This window comes from Streptomyces sp. 4N124, assembly GCF_052245395.1.
Taxonomy (GTDB): Bacteria; Actinomycetota; Actinomycetes; order Streptomycetales; family Streptomycetaceae; genus Streptomyces.
In genome coordinates, this window is the sequence record NZ_JBQQBS010000109.1 from 1 (window position 1) to 16020 (window position 16020).

Annotated in this window: 12 protein-coding genes and 3 pseudogenes; 5 read left to right on the forward strand and 10 right to left on the reverse strand. The window is 71.5% G+C overall.

Annotated elements, in window-relative coordinates; translation table 11 throughout:
* Positions 1 to 449 (forward strand): annotated as a pseudogene (locus ACTWQO_RS47365) (hypothetical protein); the annotation flags it as partial.
* Positions 450 to 558: 109 nt separating this feature from the next.
* Entirely contained in the window at positions 559 to 1569 is a 1011-nt protein-coding gene (locus ACTWQO_RS47370; RefSeq protein ID WP_443243614.1) for an LLM class F420-dependent oxidoreductase, read from the forward strand.
* Positions 1570 to 1587: 18 nt separating this feature from the next.
* On the opposite strand, the gene ACTWQO_RS47375 is transcribed toward ACTWQO_RS47370, so the two are convergent.
* From ACTWQO_RS47375 to ACTWQO_RS47385, 3 genes are read right to left on the reverse strand one after another with little or no spacing between them, the layout of a single operon-like run.
* Positions 1588 to 2367: a hypothetical protein gene (locus tag ACTWQO_RS47375; RefSeq protein ID WP_443243615.1), complete on the reverse strand. Its 780-nt coding sequence runs from the start codon at positions 2365 to 2367 to the stop codon at positions 1588 to 1590.
* Positions 2354 to 3928, reverse strand: coding sequence for a substrate-binding domain-containing protein (locus ACTWQO_RS47380; protein WP_443243616.1), 1575 nt, complete (start codon positions 3926 to 3928; stop codon positions 2354 to 2356). Before ACTWQO_RS47380 ends, ACTWQO_RS47375 begins: the two co-directional genes overlap by 14 nt.
* A complete protein-coding gene (locus ACTWQO_RS47385) occupies positions 3925 to 5250 on the reverse strand; it encodes a hypothetical protein (RefSeq protein ID WP_443243617.1) in 1326 nt (441 codons plus the stop codon). The genes ACTWQO_RS47380 and ACTWQO_RS47385 overlap by 4 nt, the downstream gene beginning before the upstream one ends.
* Before the next feature lie 140 nt (positions 5251 to 5390).
* Between ACTWQO_RS47385 and ACTWQO_RS47390 the strand changes: the two genes are divergently transcribed.
* Positions 5391 to 5678: a hypothetical protein gene (locus ACTWQO_RS47390; protein ID WP_328365601.1), complete on the forward strand. Its 288-nt coding sequence runs from the start codon at positions 5391 to 5393 to the stop codon at positions 5676 to 5678.
* A 98-nt stretch (positions 5679 to 5776) separates the two neighbouring features.
* Here the strand turns inward: ACTWQO_RS47390 and ACTWQO_RS47395 are convergent, their stop codons facing one another.
* From ACTWQO_RS47395 to ACTWQO_RS47405, 3 genes are read right to left on the reverse strand one after another with little or no spacing between them, the layout of a single operon-like run.
* The gene (locus ACTWQO_RS47395; protein WP_443243618.1) at positions 5777 to 6847 is read right to left on the reverse strand and encodes a prenyltransferase; all 1071 of its coding nucleotides are present in this window, start codon (positions 6845 to 6847) and stop codon (positions 5777 to 5779) included.
* A complete protein-coding gene (locus ACTWQO_RS47400; protein WP_443243619.1) occupies positions 6844 to 7593 on the reverse strand; it encodes a class I SAM-dependent methyltransferase in 750 nt (249 codons plus the stop codon). The genes ACTWQO_RS47395 and ACTWQO_RS47400 overlap by 4 nt, the downstream gene beginning before the upstream one ends.
* Complete coding sequence (locus tag ACTWQO_RS47405; protein WP_443243620.1) at positions 7587 to 9002, reverse strand: glycosyltransferase family 4 protein; 1416 nt, start codon at positions 9000 to 9002, stop codon at positions 7587 to 7589. The genes ACTWQO_RS47400 and ACTWQO_RS47405 overlap by 7 nt, the downstream gene beginning before the upstream one ends.
* A 219-nt stretch (positions 9003 to 9221) precedes the next feature.
* Here ACTWQO_RS47405 and ACTWQO_RS47410 point away from each other — a divergent pair, with 219 nt between their 5' ends.
* The gene (locus ACTWQO_RS47410) at positions 9222 to 9836 is read left to right on the forward strand and encodes a TetR family transcriptional regulator (RefSeq protein ID WP_443243621.1); all 615 of its coding nucleotides are present in this window, start codon (positions 9222 to 9224) and stop codon (positions 9834 to 9836) included.
* Positions 9837 to 10191: 355 nt separating this feature from the next.
* Positions 10192 to 10557, forward strand: a pseudogene (locus tag ACTWQO_RS47415) (LuxR C-terminal-related transcriptional regulator); the annotation flags it as partial.
* On the opposite strand, the gene ACTWQO_RS47420 reads toward ACTWQO_RS47415, so the two are convergent.
* The 4 genes and pseudogenes from ACTWQO_RS47420 to ACTWQO_RS47435 all read right to left on the reverse strand — a co-directional run.
* The gene (locus ACTWQO_RS47420) at positions 10483 to 12366 is read right to left on the reverse strand and encodes an ATP-binding cassette domain-containing protein (RefSeq protein ID WP_443243622.1); all 1884 of its coding nucleotides are present in this window, start codon (positions 12364 to 12366) and stop codon (positions 10483 to 10485) included. The pseudogene ACTWQO_RS47415 and the gene ACTWQO_RS47420 sit on opposite strands and share 75 nt — an antisense overlap.
* Positions 12359 to 14071, reverse strand: a complete 1713-nt coding sequence (locus ACTWQO_RS47425; protein ID WP_443243623.1) for an ABC transporter transmembrane domain-containing protein — start codon at positions 14069 to 14071, stop codon at positions 12359 to 12361. The genes ACTWQO_RS47420 and ACTWQO_RS47425 overlap by 8 nt, the downstream gene beginning before the upstream one ends.
* A 100-nt stretch (positions 14072 to 14171) precedes the next feature.
* Positions 14172 to 14300 (reverse strand): SapB/AmfS family lanthipeptide, encoded by a 129-nt coding sequence (locus ACTWQO_RS47430; protein ID WP_362945026.1) that lies wholly within the window; start codon positions 14298 to 14300, stop codon positions 14172 to 14174.
* A gap of 35 nt (positions 14301 to 14335) precedes the next feature.
* Positions 14336 to 16020 (reverse strand): annotated as a pseudogene (locus ACTWQO_RS47435) (class III lanthionine synthetase LanKC); the annotation flags it as partial.

The window sequence follows — 16020 nt, forward strand, 5'->3', positions numbered from 1 at the left end:
GCGCCGTCGCCACTCCCCTGGTCCCCGCCCCCCAAGCCGCCCTCCTCCCGGCCCCCCGCCCCGCCGCCCCCCAGCCCTACTGCGCCCAGCCCCCCGGCGGCTACGGCTACCCGGGCGCGGGCGCCCCGCAGCCGGGTCAGCCAGGTCAGCCGGGTCAGCCCTACGGTGGTCAGCCGCAGCCGTGCCAGCCCTACGGTGCCCAGCAGCCGCAGGCTCCGCAGCCGCAGGCCCCCCAACCGCAGCCCGGTGGGGACTTCTCGCCGTTCTGGTTCGCCGTGCCCGTGCCGCGCCCCCTGTTCGCGGAGGACGGTTCGCAGCAGCCGATCGCCGAACTCGCGCCGGGGACCTGGTACCTGGCCGTCGAGCAGCGCGGTCCGGGGCTGGTCGCGCAGACGCAGGACGGCCGTCGGGGTGTGCTGCAGGACACCTCCGGGATTCAGCGCGGCTGAGACCGGTAAGTAGCCGTACGACGGCCCCTCACCCTTCCCGGTGAGGGGCCGTTGTCGTACAGTCGCAGCCCCTGAAGAACAACTGACACGCCGTCAGGAGGAGCAGCGTATGCGGCTCGGTCTCGCACTTGGCTACTGGGGGCGTGGCCCCTCCTCCGACCATGTGCCGCTCGCCCAGGAAGCCGAGCGGCTCGGGTATGACTCCGTATGGACGGCGGAGTCCTGGGGGTCGGACGTCTTCACGCCGCTCACCTGGATCGCCGCGCAGACGTCGAGGATCAAGCTGGGTACGGCCGTTGCGCAGATGGCGGCGCGGTCGCCCACCACCACCGCCATGCATGCGCTGACTCTCGACCATCTCTCCGGTGGGCGGATGATGCTCGGGCTGGGGCTGTCGGGACCGCAGGTGGTGGAGGGGTGGTACGGCCGTCCGTTCCCGAAGTCGCCGCTGACCGCGACCCGGGAGTACGTCGATGTCGTACGCCAGGTCCTGCGCCGCGAAGCCCCCGTCGCGCTCGACGGGCGATTTCACTCGCTTCCCTATCGGGGCGAGGACGGTTGCGGGCTCGGTAAGCCCCTCAAGCCCATCACCCATCCCCTGCGCGCCGAACTCCCCGTCCTGCTCGGCGCGGAAGGGCCGAAGAACGTCGCGCAGACGACCCGGATCGCCGACGGCTGGCTGCCGCTGTACTGGTCGCCGACCCGCCCCGAGGCGTACGAGGCGTCGCTGACCGACCTTCCCGAGGGCTTCCTCGTCGCCCCCCTGGCCCGGGTGCACGTCTGTGACGACCTCGCCGAAGGGCTCCTCCCCGTCAAGACGATGCTCGGCTTCTACATCGGCGGCATGGGCCACGCCTCCCGCAACTTCCACGCCGATCTGATGGCGCGGATGGGGTACGAGGAGGAGGCGCGGCGGATTCAGCGGCTGTTCCTGGAGGGGCGGCGGGAGGAGGCCGTACTCGCCGTTCCGGACGCCTTCGCCGACGAGATCTCCCTCGTCGGGCCGCGCGAACGGATCGCCGAGCGGCTGGAGTTGTGGCGGAAGGGGCCGGTGACGGACTTGCTGGCGCTGGCACCGGACCGGCGGTCGTTGCGGGTGCTGGCCGAGCTCAACTCGTAGTCACTGCTCAACCCGTGGTCATTGGAAGATGGACACCGGGTTCAGCGTGAGGACGCGCGTCGCGGCGTTCCAGGTGCGCACCCTGCCCAGGCAGGTCGCCGCGAACTCCTCGTCCTCCGCGTAGCTGTCCACCCCGAACTCCTCGCGGACCCAGGACTCCTCGCAGGTGATCTGCACATGCGCGGGTGGCATGAGGTTTCCGTAGCGGGCGCGCAGGACGACGTGGTCGCCGTCCAGTCTGCGGAGCGTGAACATGCCGGAGACGGAGACGTAGGCCGGCGGTCTGACGGCGGTCAGCGGTGCGCTGTGTTCGTCGTCGGTGCCCCGCAGATCGTTGGCGAGGGCTGCGGTGGGGACGAGTTTTCCGGTCGTGAGGTCGGCGTCCACCACCATGTCCCGCTCCCGGAGCCGGTCCATGATGAGGCGGATGGTCTTCATGGGGGTGTTGGGCTCCCAGTACTCGGTACGGGTCGCCGTGCTCGCCTCGCGGTTGACGTTGCCACCGCCGACGGTGAACCTGCTGAACACCCCGAAGCCTCTGGAGAGGCTGGTCTCCTGGGACACGTTCATGTCGGCCTTCGGTATACCGAGGAAGTCCGCGACGCCCTCGACCCGGGTCTCGTGCAGGTAGATGCACAGGCCGGAGACCGTCCCGCCACCCTGCCGGCGTACTCGGCGCGCCACGATCCAGCGCGCCAGCACGTACTGGACGACGACGGCGAAGCAGGCCGCCGTCAGGAGCCAGACGACCATCCATGGCCACCGCATGCTCCACCACTGACTGTCAATGACACCCACGGATCTCCTTGAAAGCGTCGGAGAGTGAGGAAACGTTGGCGTCGACCATGCGGCCACCGGTCGCGGTCGCCGCCTTCTTGAGCGCACCGGCGTCGGCCTCGCCGAAGTGGACGGGGAAGGTGGGCACTTCGCGTGCGTCGGACCCGAGCCGGGAGTGGCGGCGCAGGAACTCTGCATAGCCGATGCCCGCGTTGCTCTCGCCGTCCGTCATCAGCACGATGGACACGGGCCGTTCGGGCGCCTCCTTCACGGCCGCCGCGGCGATGCGGTAGCCGCGGTCGAGGGCCGACCAGACGGCGGTGGCGTCGTCGAAGTCGTCGGCGGCCACCACTTTGTCGAGGGTGCGGAGATCTGCGTCCCCGCGCACGGTCACCGTGCGCTCCTGAAGGACGCTGCCGCCGAATCGTACGACTGTGAGGTGCTCGCCCCGGTAGAAGCGGGCGAACTTCCCGGTGGACGTGGGGTCGGCGCCGCTGAGGCCGGCGAAGGCGGCGCGCAGGTCGGTGATCCGCTCGCCGCGCATGGAGGTGGAGAAGTCGAGCAGGAACACCACCTGATCGGTGGTGGCGCTCGCAGGATCGCCGTAGTCGGCGACGAGTCGCTCGACGATGGACAGCCGGTCGGGGAAGGCGAGCGCGTTGCCGACCGGTGTCTGGAGGGGTTGGGCGGGCGTGACGTCCTGGTTGACGGGGCGGCGCCAGGTGCGCTTCATCAGCTTGTGCTGCGTGTCGGCGCTCAGCAGCCAGTCGACCACCTTTCGGTACGCGGTTCGCTGATCGGAGTTGAGGAGCAGCAGCGGGAAGTCGGACAGCACCATGCCGTCCTCGGGGTGCACGATCTGGAGCGGCTCGCGCAGCTTGTCCGTGGCGTTCAGGGACAGCAGCTCGGACTCGTGCGCGATCAGCGCGCCGGCGTGGTTCTGATTCCGTACGTAGGCGTCGACCAGCTCACGCGAGCTGGCGCCGGTGAGGGTCTGGCCCGAGCGGAAACCGCGCAACCGGTCGCAGGAGACGTCCTGTTCGCGCAGCGCACTGCCCGTCCCCGCCGCCGCCGTGGCGACGCCGACGAGGGCCGCGCGCCCCGTGTCGCTGCGCCGCGGGTCGGCCATCCCGAACCGCAGGGTCCCGTCGGCCGCCGCGTCCGCGAGGTCCGCCCACGACAGCCGTCCGCCGGGCACCTTCGCCTTCAGGGCATCGGCGGCCTCGGGGGTGAGGCCGACCACCACCGGCGAGCGCATGATCGGGGTGGACTCGGGCCGGGTGGCCCGCTCGCCGGAGTCCTCCAGGCGCAGCAGGAAGGAGCGGTCGGAGGTGGGCCAGGCCAGATCGTACGACGGCTTCCGGGCGCCCGCGAGATCGGCCGTGGCCTGGTAGTCCATCTCCAGCTCGACGCCGGTGTCGTCCTTCAGCTCACCCAACAGAGGTTCCAGATCGGCCAGTTCGGGACTGGCGAGGACCCGCAGGGTGACGTCCTCCTCGCCCGTGGTGCAGGACGTGAGGGTGGCGAGGAGGGCCAGGGTGAGGGTGAGGGAGGCGGTGAGGGTGCGGGCGTACCGGTTCATGGGGTGTCCCGTTCGGGCGGCGAGCACCCGCCGACGTCATCGATGATCCGCTCCAGGACCTCCAGGTCGGGCTCGTACATCGCGGTCTGGTCGGGGTTGTCCACCGGCGCCTGTATCCCGTGCTCGCGCAGATACGTGTCGAGTTGCTTGCCGGTGCCGTCCTCGCCGGAGGCCCGGACGCGGAAGCCCAGTTCGATGGCGCGTCGACGCAGGTCGCGGTCCTCCTTGATGAGCTCGACCAGCCGGTCTCCCTGCTCGCTGAGGGAGATGAGCTGCGGCTTGGTGAGGGCGGAGGGAGAGGGGTAGAGCAGGACGCGGAGGGAATCGCGCTGCTTCTTCTTGCTCACGTGGTCGATCTGGTGGGCCAGGTACTGGTGCTCGTAGATCAGGGCGATGGGGACGGTGTCGCCGACGTCGGAGAAGTAGCTGTCGGCCTGTTCGTCGTCCCACATTCCCTGGAGGGTGATGAGGGGCTTGATCTTCCGGGCGACCTCCTCGGCCTCCTTGATGGCGTCCTTGTCGTTCTCGTCCGCACCCGGTGTGCTGTCGCCGTTCGCCACGAAGGCGAGGATGCTGAGGTAACTGCCCGCGGAGTTGGACTCGCAGACGTCGGAGGTGCGGACCAGGACGCGGTTGCCGTTGCTTCGTCCGTTGCCTGTCTTGTCGAAGCCGATGCCGTTCCAGGTGTCGGCGCGTTCCTTGATCCCGTCCTTGTCCTGGTGGGCCATCGCGCGTCCCTCGTGCAGGCCGTCGAGCAGGTCCATGAACTTGGGCATGTTCAGGTCGTAGTAGAGCGTCTTGCCGCCGTCCGTCGTCGGCTGCGCGGTGGCCACGCCCACCTGCTCCAAGGTCTCGGCGTACTGCCGGAACGTGCCGAGCGCCAGCGGTGTGACGAAGGGACGTGCCGAATCCACCGATCGATTCTGCCGGTTGAGGATCAGTTTGGCCGCGGGCTGGCCGGACGGGAAGACCACGTCCATGCCGTCCAGGGACTGTTCGGCGATACCGCGGGAGCCGAGCCGTTTGATGTCGACGCGGATGCCGTGCTTCAGCAACAGCCGCTGTACTTCGGGGTCTTTGAAGTAGTCGGACTTGGAGGCCATGAGGGAGTGGAGGGTGATGACGCGGTCGAAGGGGCGCAGTGCGTTGCCCGTGACGAGCAGGGCGATCAGTCCGGTCAGGGCGAGTGGCAGTGCGATGGCGACGTGGAGGGGTAAGCGCCGGCGGCGGCGTGCCCTGCTTCGGGTGGCCAGCCGTGGTTCCGCTGCGGCGCGTGGTCTGTCGGCTTCGGATGTGGCGTGCGGTCTGTCTGCTGCGGACACCGGCTCTCCTGCCCTCTCCGGGGCAGGATCATCGATGATCATCTCTAACACAAGCCCCTGGTAGGGCCGATTCCGGTGGAACGAGGGGTTAACGGCGTCCGACTTGGTTTGATTCAGGGTTCAAGGGCAATCCGCAAGGTATGTCTCCTACCTCTGGCTCCAATCAGGCCGGGAGGGTCATCGCCCTCGTCGCGGACGTCATGGCCGCCATCCTCGGGCTGTGGATCCTGATGTACCTGCTGGACGCGAACGGCGCGAACGACTTCGTGCAGTTCATCCACGACGCGGCCCGCTGGCTTGCCGGCTGGTCCCATGACCTGTTCACCTTCGACGAGCAATGGGCGAGGGTCGTCTGCGGTTACGGCCTCGCGGCGGTCGTGTACCTGTTCGTGGGACACGCCCTGGCCGGCCGAATCAGCAAGCACTGAGAGCGCCCCGAAGGGGCGCGGGGCTGTATCAATTTGCGGCTCCGCCGCGTGGGCGCGACCAGCCCCCACCGGCCCGCAGACGAAGCACCACGCACAGCTCAGCCACAGCAATCCGGGTCCAGCCCCCGCGGCAAGCGGTCCCCGCTGAACACCGCGCACGTGGCCTCGTGGCCGCCCAGAGCGGCGACCGCGAGGAGAAGGGAGCCGGCTGTCCAGGTGGTCAGCTCGCGGGGCCAGACCGTGCGGTCCTCGAAGACGTAGCCCGTCCAGTAGAGGCCGGTCTCCGGGTCCCGCAGGTGCTGGATCGACTGGAGGATGTCCAGCGCGTGGTCGGACTCGCCCATCGCCCAGAGCGCCAGGGCGAGTTCGGCCGACTCTCCGCCCGTCACCCACGGGTTGGGGACGACGCAGCGCACCCCGAGGCCGGGCACGACGAAGCGGTTCCAGTCCGCCTCGATCCGGGACTTGGCCTCCGCGTCCGTCAACGCGCCGCCCAGCACGGGGTAGTACCAGTCCATCGAGTAGCGGTCCTTGTCGAGGAACCGCTCGGGGTGCCGGCGGATCGCGTGCCGCAGCGCGCCGACCGCCAACTCCCAGTCCGGCTGCGGCTCTTCACGCTGCTCGGCGATGGCGAGCGCACAGCGCAGCGCCTGATGGATCGACGAACTCCCGGTCAGCAGCGCGTCGTTCACGCCCGTACCGTCGTCCTCGCGCTTCCAGCCGATCTGCCCGCCCGGCTGCTGGAGGCACAGCACGAACTCGATCGCCGCGTGGACGACGGGCCACATGCGGTCCAGGAACGTGTCGTCGCCGGTCGCGAGGTAGTGGTGCCAGACGCCTACGGCCGCATAGGCGACGAAGTTCGTCTCGCGGCCCCGGTCGGTGACCGCGCCGGGATCGCCGTCGTGGTACGCGGCGTACCACGAGCCGTCCTCGTTCTGGTGGGCCGCCAGCCACAGGTACGCCCGCTCGGCGGCCTCGTGTTCACCGGCCGCGTCCAGGCCCATCGCCGCCTCGACGTGGTCCCACGGGTCGAGGTGATGCCCCCGGAACCACGGGATCGCGCCGTCCTCCCGCTGCACGGCGAGGATGCCGGCGACGGTCGCGGCGGCCTCCTCTGCGGTGAGGACCCCGGGCAGGACGAGGTGTTCTGTCCGGGGGGTGGTCACTTGGCGGCCACCTCGGCTTCGGCGAGACGCGGGAGGTGGGGCTTGGTCGCGTAGACCACGAAACTCTTGCCGATCAGCGGGTTCAGCGCCTGCTCGGCGACCCTCGTCACCAGGGGCTTCTTCATGATGTCCCAGACCAGCAGCTTGTGGTACGCCTTGACCGGCAGCGCCTTGTCGTTGTCGACGCCGAACGCGCACTTGAGCCACCAGTAGGGACTGTGGAGGGCGTGGGCGTGATGACTGCCGTACGGCCTGAGCCCCGCCTCCTTGATCTTCCCGACCAGTTCGTCCGCCTTGTAGATGCGGATGTGGCCGCCCTCGACCTCGTGGTAGGCGTCGGACAGGGCCCAGCAGACCTTCTCGGGGCCGTAGCGGGGGACGGTGACCGCGATCCGCCCGCCGGGCTTCAACACCCGCACCATCTCCGCGAGTACGCCCTTGTCGTCCGGGATGTGCTCCATCACCTCGGAGATGATCACGACGTCGAAGGACTCGTCCGGGAAGGGCAGCGCGAGGGCGTCGCCCTCCATGGCGGTCGCGGTGGCCCCCTCCGGTGCCTCCCCCGCCTCCTTCATCGCCGCGAACCACTTCGCGACCTCGCTGATCTCCTCGGCGTTCTGGTCGAGCGCCACGACCTGCGCACCCCGCCGATAACACTCGAACGCGTGCCGGCCGGCACCGCAGCCGAGGTCCAGCACACGGTCGCCGGGGGCGAGCGGGAACCGGGAGAAGTCGACGGTCAGCACGTGGCCCTGCTTTCGGGATCGGGTACAACGTCAACAGCTTCTGCGGCTGCGGTCACCTGGGCGGCCTGGCTCGTCGCTGCGGCGGCGGAGCGTCCGGGAAGCGTGACTGCGGAGCCAGTCATCGCCTCGCGGTAGCGGGACACCGTTCCCTCGGCGGCCCGTGCCCAGGTGAAGTGCTTCAGCACGCGCTCACGGCCGGCGCGACCCAGCCGTGCTCTCAACTCCGGGTCACCGAGCAGCCGGTTCAGGCCGGAGGCCAGCGCGCCCGAGTCGCCCGGCGGTACCGCGAGGCAGGTCTCTCCGTCGCGTCCGGCGACCTCCGGGATCGCGCCGCCGGTCGTGGCGAGCAGCGGCGTCCCCGTGGCCATCGCCTCGGCGGCGGGGAGGGAGAAGCCCTCGTAGAGGGACGGCACGCAGGCGACCTGGGCGGAGCGGACCAGGTCGACGAGTTCGGCGTCGGAGATGCCCTTGACGAACTCGACGGCGCCTTCGAGGCCGTACCGCTCGACGGCCTGGGCGACCGGCCCCTCCTCTGGGCGCTTGCCCACGACGACGAGGTGCGCGTCGGGGTGTTCCGTACGGACCTTCGCCAGCGCCTCGACCAGGAACACGAGGCCCTTCAACGGCACGTCCGCACTCGATGTCGTCACGATCCGCCCCGGCACCTGCGGTACAGAGGGATTCGGCGCGAACAGGTCGGTGTCGGCGCCGATGTGGACGACGTGGATGCGGTCCTCGCGGACGCCGAGATCGTCGATGATCTCCTGGCGGGACGTACCGGAGACGGTGAGCACGGACGGCAGGCGGCGCGCGACACGCTTCTGCATGCGGGTGAAGCCGTACCAGCGGCGCTTGGACCATCGCTGCTGCCAGCCCTCGGCCGCGTCCAGTTCCAGGCGGCGGTCCACGGTGATCGGGTGGTGGATGGTGGTGACGAGGGGCGCGCCCACGTCGCCCAACAGGCCGTAGCCCAGCGTCTGGTTGTCGTGGACGACGTCGAACTCGCCGCGCCGGGCGCGGAGATGGCGTCGGGCGCGCAGGGAGAAGGTGAGGGGTTCGGGGAAGCCGCCGGTCCACATCGTCGCGACCTCGAGCGCGTCGACCCAGTCGCGGTACTCGCCGAGCTTGGGGTTCCGGAACGGGTCGGGGTGGCGGTAGAGGTCGAGGCTGGGGAGTTCCGTGAGACTCAGGTCGTCGTAGCCCTCGTCCAGGACCGGATACGGCTGGGCGCCGATGACCTCGACGCGGTGACCGAGGCGGGCGAGTTCGCGGGAGAGGTGTCGTACGTAGACGCCCTGGCCGCCGCAGAACGGGTTCCCTTTGTAGGTGAGGAGCGCGATACGGAGCGGTCGCCCGCCGTCGGCTGCCGGATCCTCCTCGGACCCCGCCTGACTGGCCTCAGCGGTCACTCTGGGCCCCCTTCTCCACGCACTGTCCCGCGAGATTACGCCGGGACGCTAATCTAGAACAAGTTTCAGACTTGATCGTTCAAGAGGCTCTGAATCTACCGGCAGGTAGGGCCACTGTGAGCGGAGGATCAGGTGATTCACGCCACGACGGCGCAACCGCGTCGAGCCTGCCATGCTGTCTGATCGCACGCCCTCACGGACTGTCACGGAACGGGACCCATGCCTGCGGACGCCAGTACCTCGCACCCCGCCTCCCCGCCCCTCACCGAGCGGCAGGAGGCACGCCGTCGTCGCATCCTGCACGCGAGCGCGCAGCTGGCGAGCCGGGGTGGTTTCGACGCGGTGCAGATGCGGGAGGTCGCGGAGTCCTCGCAGGTGGCGCTCGGCACGCTGTACCGGTACTTCCCGTCCAAGGTGCATCTGCTGGTCGCCACGATGCAGGACCAGTTGGAGCACATGCACGGCACGCTGCGGAAGAAGCCGCCGGCCGGGGAGACGGCGGCGGAGCGGGTCGCGGAGACCCTGATGCGGGCGTTCCGCGCCTTGCAGCGCGAGCCGCATCTCGCCGACGCGATGGTCCGCGCGCTCACCTTCGCGGACCGCAGTGTCTCGCCCGAGGTCGACCAGGTGTCCCGGCAGACGACCGTGATCATCCTGGACGCGATGGGCCTGGAGAACCCCACGCCCGAGCAGCTCTCCGCCGTCCGCGTCATCGAGCACACCTGGCACTCGGCGCTGATCACCTGGCTCTCGGGCCGTGCGTCGATCGCCCAGGTGAAGATCGACATCGAGACGGTGTGCAGGCTGATCGACCTGACGACCGAACAGGCCTGACGACCGGACCGCCCGGGGAGCCGCCCGGAGAACCGCTCAACTCCCCGTCTCCCTTTGCATGTCCAGATTTGGGCCCATGTTCGCCGACGCCCCGGGTAACCGCCCGCCAGGATGGAGAGCAGCACACCGGACGAAGCGACCGGTACACGGAACCACGGGACCGAAGGAGCGGGACGTGATCCGGGTACTCCTGGTGCACGACGAGTGTCTCCTGCGCTCGGCGCTCGCGGACTGGCTGGCGCGGGAATGGGACCTGGACGTCTTCGACGCGCCGTGGCACATGGCGCCGAAGCGTGTGCGGTCCTTGTCCCCGAACGTGTGCGTGGCGGACCTGAACTGCTCCGACCCGTACGACATGCCCCCGCTGGAGGAGCTGCCGCTGCGGCTCGGCACCCCGGACCGGCCCCCTCCGGATCCCGGACCCTGCCGGCTGCTGGTGCTCGGCACCGCGAACAGACCGGGCCCACTGAGACGGGCGGTCGAGGCGCAAGCCCTTGGCTACGTCAACAAGGAGGGATCGCCGGAGCGGTTGGTGACCGCCGTCCGGGCCGTCGCCAAAGGTGAGCGATTCGTCGACACCTCGCTCGGCTTCACCTTCCTCCAGGCCGCACAGATGCCGCTGACGCAGCGGGAGTTGACCGTGCTGTCACTGGCCGCCGCGGGCGCCTCGTTCGCGGAGATCGCGAGCAACCTCCATCTGTCCAACGGGACCGTGCGCAACTACATGGCGGCCATCACCCGCAAGACCGGGGCCCGCAACCGCATCGACGCCATCCGGATCTGCCGGGCAGAGGGCTGGGTGTGACCCCTCGGCCCAGCTCCCCGCGAGATCGCGGTAGAGGGCGGACCGTGCGAGCAGTTCCTCGTGCGTACCGCAGTCGGTGTGCGCGCCGTCCATCACCAGGATGCGGTCGGCGCGGCGTGCCGAGCTGATGCGGTGGGCGACGACGACCAGGGCGCCCCCGGCCCGCTCCCGCCCGCACCCGGCGAACGCACGCTCCGCACGCGCCTCGGCCGCGGGATCGAGATGGCAGGTCGCCTCGTCGAGCAGGACGAGGGGCGCCGGGGCGAGATGGGCCCGCGCCAGCGCCAGCAGCTGCCGTTCCCCGGCGGACAGGGACCCGGGATCCACCTGCCCGTCCGGCCCGCCCAGGCGGGCGACGAGCCCGTCCGCCCCGACGGCGGCGCACGAGGCCAGGACGGCGGCATCGGGGGGCGGCTCGGGACACAGATAGGCGATGTTCTCGCGCACTGTCCCCGTGAACACGTACGCCTCCTGAGGCACGAGCACCCGCAGGGCCGCCGACGCCTCCGGCCTCCCCCCGCCCACCGGCACGCCCGACAACCGCACCTCGCCCCGGTCCGGTTCCAGCACCCCCGCGATCAGCGCGGTCAGCGTGGATTTCCCGATCCCACTGGGCCCGGCCACCGCGAGATGCCCGCCCGGAGCCAGATCGAGGTCCAGGCCGCGCAGCACCGGTTCGGCATGAGACCCGTAGGCGAAGGTGAGGCCGCGCAACGAGACGGCGGGCCAGGAAGCCGCGGTACCGGGCGTTCCCCGGTCGGGCGGAAGGTTGGCGTGGGGAAGCCGTGACACGGCTTCCTCCGTGCCCTCGGGGGTCAGGCGGTTCAGGACGACGGCGAGGCGGGCGGCGGAGGTGCCGAGGGACAGGACGAGGCTCTGCAGGGCGGGGAGCAGGGACTGGGTGAGATAGGCGAGGGCGGCGACCAGGGCGCCGGGGGTGACGCCGTGGCCGAGCAGCCAGGGGGCGCTCGCCAGCAGCAGGACGACCGGCAGGCGGCCCGCGATCCCGACGGCCAGCTCCCGGAGTGTTCCCCAGCGGGCCAGGGCACGGGCCGCCCGCAGCTCCGCGTCGATACGGCGGGCGGCGTCGGCTTCCACCCGGGGCTGGGCGCCGGCTGCCGCGATGTCCCGCAGCCCCGCCAGCGCGGTGTCCAGGTCGGCTGTGACGGCTTCGTCGGCGACGAGGAAGGCGGTCTGGCGCCGGGCCAGCGGCCGTAGCGTCGCCGCGAACAGCGCGAGCCCGGCGACCAGCGGCGGTACGACGATCAGCAGCAGGACGGGGGCCAGAGCGAGCAGACCGGCCAGCGCCGCGGCGGCCGTGAGCAGGAAGGTGCGGGAGACCAGCAGCAGGCCTGCCAGGGTGTCGCGGGCGATCTCCACCTGATGGGTCAGCCGGGACACCGCCGCGCCGTCGGGGTCCCGCAGCGCCCGGTGCACGATCCGGCACACGAGGTCGTCGCGCATCGGCTCCACGATTCCGGCCAGCGCCGCGTAGACCCGGGCCGTCCCGAACGCCCCGAACACCACCGCGAGCGCGGCCCCGGCGAGCCAGCGCACCCCGGTACCGGGTTCGCCCCGCAGGAACCCGTCGTCGAGCGCACGGGCGAGCGCGTACCCGAGCAGGAAGGTCTGGGCGGTCTCAAGGACCGACCAGGCGAGCAGCCGTACGACGGCGCGTGGCGCGCGGCGCAGCTGCGGAAGCACCGCCCGGACGGTCTCAGGCATCGACGGTCTCCTCTGCGAACACCTCCCGGTAGGAGGGGAGTTGCCACAGCTGCGTGTGCGTTCCCACCGCGCGGACCCGTCCGTCCGCCAGCCACACCACCTGCCGCGCGCGGGCGGCCGTGGAGGCGCGGTGGGCGACGATCAGGCAGGTGCGGGCGCCACCGCCGTGCAGGAGCGCGCGGGACACCTTCAGTTCGGTGACGGCGTCGAGGCTGGACATGGCGTCGTCGAGCACGAGCAGCCGCCCGGCGTGGGCGAACGCCCGTGCCAGGCCCAGGCGTTGGGCCTCCCCTCCGGAAAGCGGCGCGTCGGCGACGGCCGAGCCGTACCCGTCGGGCAGCCGGCGCACGTAGTCGTCGGCGCAGGCGGCGCGGGCCGCGTCGGCGACGGCCCGCTCGCCGGGGTCGTACGCACCGAAGGCGATGGTGCCGCCCACGGTGCCGCCGAGCAGGGCCGGCCGCGCGAAGGCGTACCCGGTCTCGCGGCGCAGTGCCCGACGGGTCAGCGCGGGGAGCGGGACACCGTCGAGGAGGACCGTGCCCGTGTCGGGGTCGGCGAGCCGCCCGGCGAGTGCGGCCAGGGCCGACTTGCCGCTGCCGGAGCGGCCGACGACGGCGACCGCCGTACCGCCCGGCAGCCGCAGATCGATGCCGCGCAGCACCTCCCGGCCCGCGTGGCGCAGAGTGACGCCACGGAACTCCACGGTGCCGTCGCCCGGCGGAAGTTCGCGGACCGTGCCGTACTCCATGACGGGCTGGTCGAGCACCTCGCCGAGCCGTAGGGCCGCGCCGCGACCGCGGATCAGGCCGCTGAGCTCTTCGACGATCCCACCGGCGCCGGTGGCCAGGACGGCGTACCGCCAGGCGGCCAGCAGACCGCCGACGCTCAGTTCTCCGGCCGCGACCCGGAGTCCGGCGACGACGAGGACGGCGAGTTCGAGCAGGGGCAGGAGCAGGGAGGCCTGCGCGGTGGAGCGGCCCATGATTCGCCAGACGAGGTGTCCCTGCCGGGACAGTTCGGGCAGCGGCGCGAGGATACGGGCCGCGTCCCGTTCGCGGGTACCGGCCGCGGCGATGGTACGAGCCCCGCGCAGCGCCTCCGTGAGGCGTCCGGCCATCTCGCCCTGGGCGCGCAGATAGTGGGCGGTGAGGTCGCCGAAGGTCCGGACGAAGACCTTGAGGACCAGGACGAGCAGGGGCATCCCGATCAGCACCACACCGGCGGTGAAGAGGTCGGTGAGGGCGAGGGCGACCAGCCCGCCGACCGGTGTGACGACGGCGGCCAGCGCGGCGGCGAGCGCCACGGGCACGGTCCCGGCCTGGGCGGCGTTGCCGACGAGCCGCGCCACGAGGTCTCCGTGCGCGAACCGTTCGCCCGCCCGTGGCCCGGCATCGAGCAGATGCCGCAGCACCGTTCCGCGCATCCGGGCTGTCGCTCCCGCGCTGCCACTGGCGGTCACCATGCCCTCCACGGCCCCGGCCAGGACGGCGACCGCGGTGAGGACGGCGCACAGCGTCACCCACCTGCCCGCCTCACCGTGCCGTCCGGCCAGCAGCAGATCGAGGGTCCGCCCGATCACGGCGGGCAGGGCGAGTCCGGTGGCGGCCAGCAGCACGCCGGCCACGAGCACGACTGCGGCGGGCGCGGCGCCCTGCCGCACGGTGTCCCGCACGAACCGCCGTGGCGCGGCGGGGACTTGAGACATGTGATCCCTCCTGGCCCGCCTCGACCTTCCGTCGGCATCGCACCGGCCCCGGGCGGCGGGAGGGGCCGTCCGGGGCCGGCGGGGAGGCGGTGCCGCGATCTCAGCAGCTGAGCAGGCTCAGGCTGCTCTTGCCGGGGCAGCCGGTGACGCTGAGATTGCTGTTCGCGCCGCCGCCGTCCATGCCGTCGTCGTCGGGGACTTCGAGTGTCTGCAGGTCGAGCAGTGCCATGTCGGTCGTCCTTTCCCTGGGGACGGTTGTGTGTGTCACGACCCTTCTCGGGCCGGTCCGGGTGCCGCCGCTGCGGGCAGCGGCGGAAGGAAGGGGAGCGCCACGGTGCGGCCGGGGCGGGCCGCGGTGAGCGCGAGCAGGCAGCCCGCGGTGCCGGTGGCCAGGTCCATGGAGAGCCGCATCATCTGCTCGCCGGGGAAGGCGAGTTCGCCCTCGTACGGCATGGCGTACCAGCCGAGCGCGGCGGTCTGCGCCTCCAGGTCGGTGCGTGACGCCCCGGTTCGGGCGAGGTGCAGGATCATCCCGGCGCGCCCGTGGAAGAGGCCGGGCTGCGCGTAGTACCGGGACCGGGCCGCCGGCGCGATGTCGTTGCGGGCCCGGGTGAACTCCTCGTCGTCGGGGCGGTGGGCGAGGTAGTCCTCGATGACCGTACCGATGCCGACACTGCCCGTCCCGAGGTACGGCATGGTGCGGAAGCCCTCGTCCACGGCGAGGGTGCCGGTGTCGTCCCGTACGCACCGGGCGAGGTCGGCGCGGAGCGCGGACGCCGCGTGGTCGAGGAGCCCGCCGTCACCGGTGGACTCGTACAGCCGCAGGAAGAACAGCGCCGGTCCGGTCGCACCGTCCAGCAGTCCCGCCCGCCTGCCCGCCGAGTGGTCCCGTTCCGCGAGGATGCGGGCCGCCGTCATCGCGTGGTCACGCAGCCCCGGCTCCCCCGTCGTACGGGCCATCTGGTCAAGGGTGAGGCCGAGGCCCGCGAGTCCGCCGTGCAGGCCGGGGGCGAGCCGCTGCCATTCCTCGTCGAGGACGCGGGCCATGAGATCGAGGGCACGGCCGGTGTGTCCGAGGCGGTCGAGGAGGTACGCCACCCCGGCCAGGCCGTCGTAGAAGCCGGGCGGTGTCCCGTCGGGCGGCGGGTCGGTGTGGTCCAGGAGCCATTGCTCGCCCTCCTCCCAGCGCCCGTGCCCCGTCTCGTCGAGGGCGTAGAGGACTCCGGCGGCGCCGTACGCCATGCCGAGGCCGCCGCCGTCGTCGAACTGGGCGATGTCGCCGGGCAGGAGCCGGTCGTCCCGGCCGGGGGTGGCGGAGCGGAGGATCGCCCGCACCATCGATCCCGGGCCTTCCGGCCGGCCCGCGGGATCGGCGGGGAACCAGGGCGCGGCGCCGGGCTTCCGCTCACCCGTGACGACGCGGACCGCCTCGTCGAACTGGGCGATGTCGCCGGGCAGGAGCCGGTCGTCCCGGCCGGGGGTGGCGGAGCGGAGGATCGCCCGCACCATCGATGCGGGGCCTTCCGGCCGGCCCGCGGGATCGGCGGGGAGACAGGGTGCGGCGCCGGGTTTCCGCTTGCCCGTGATGACGCGGACCGCCTCGTCCAAGAACTGTCGCGGCAGGTCCGGGAACTGGTCGGCCGCGATCTCGGCGAGGTGGGCGGCCTTGCCCCGGTCGACGACGAGCAGGGACGTCATGGGCAGGAAGAGCGCGAGCCGCAGACAGGCGAGGGCGTAGTGGTCGACGTCGTGGCCCTCGCGGTCGGAGGGGGCGGCGAAACCGGGGTGGGCGATGGTCTGGCCGCGGTGTTCGCCGAGGGGCGTGGCGGCCTCGAAGTCGAGCAGCCGGACGGTCCGGTCGTCCGGCGCGAGCATGATGTTGAGCGGGTGCAGGTCGTTGAAGACCAGTCCGCGGTCGTGCACGGCGGCCACGGCGGTCTCGGTGGCGC

What these genes read in the sequence shown, in the direction of transcription:
- ACTWQO_RS47370 (WP_443243614.1), top strand. Translation starts at nt 559, where the DNA reads ATGCGGCTCGGTCTCGCACTTGGCTACTGGGGGCGTGGCCCCTCCTCC.
- ACTWQO_RS47380 (WP_443243616.1), bottom strand. Translation starts at nt 3,928, where the DNA reads ATGAACCGGTACGCCCGCACCCTCACCGCCTCCCTCACCCTCACCCTG.
- ACTWQO_RS47390 (WP_328365601.1), top strand. Translation starts at nt 5,391, where the DNA reads ATGTCTCCTACCTCTGGCTCCAATCAGGCCGGGAGGGTCATCGCCCTC.
- ACTWQO_RS47410 (WP_443243621.1), top strand. Translation starts at nt 9,222, where the DNA reads ATGCCTGCGGACGCCAGTACCTCGCACCCCGCCTCCCCGCCCCTCACC.
- ACTWQO_RS47420 (WP_443243622.1), bottom strand. Translation starts at nt 12,366, where the DNA reads ATGCCTGAGACCGTCCGGGCGGTGCTTCCGCAGCTGCGCCGCGCGCCA.
- ACTWQO_RS47425 (WP_443243623.1), bottom strand. Translation starts at nt 14,071, where the DNA reads ATGTCTCAAGTCCCCGCCGCGCCACGGCGGTTCGTGCGGGACACCGTG.
- ACTWQO_RS47430 (WP_362945026.1), bottom strand. Translation starts at nt 14,300, where the DNA reads ATGGCACTGCTCGACCTGCAGACACTCGAAGTCCCCGACGACGACGGC.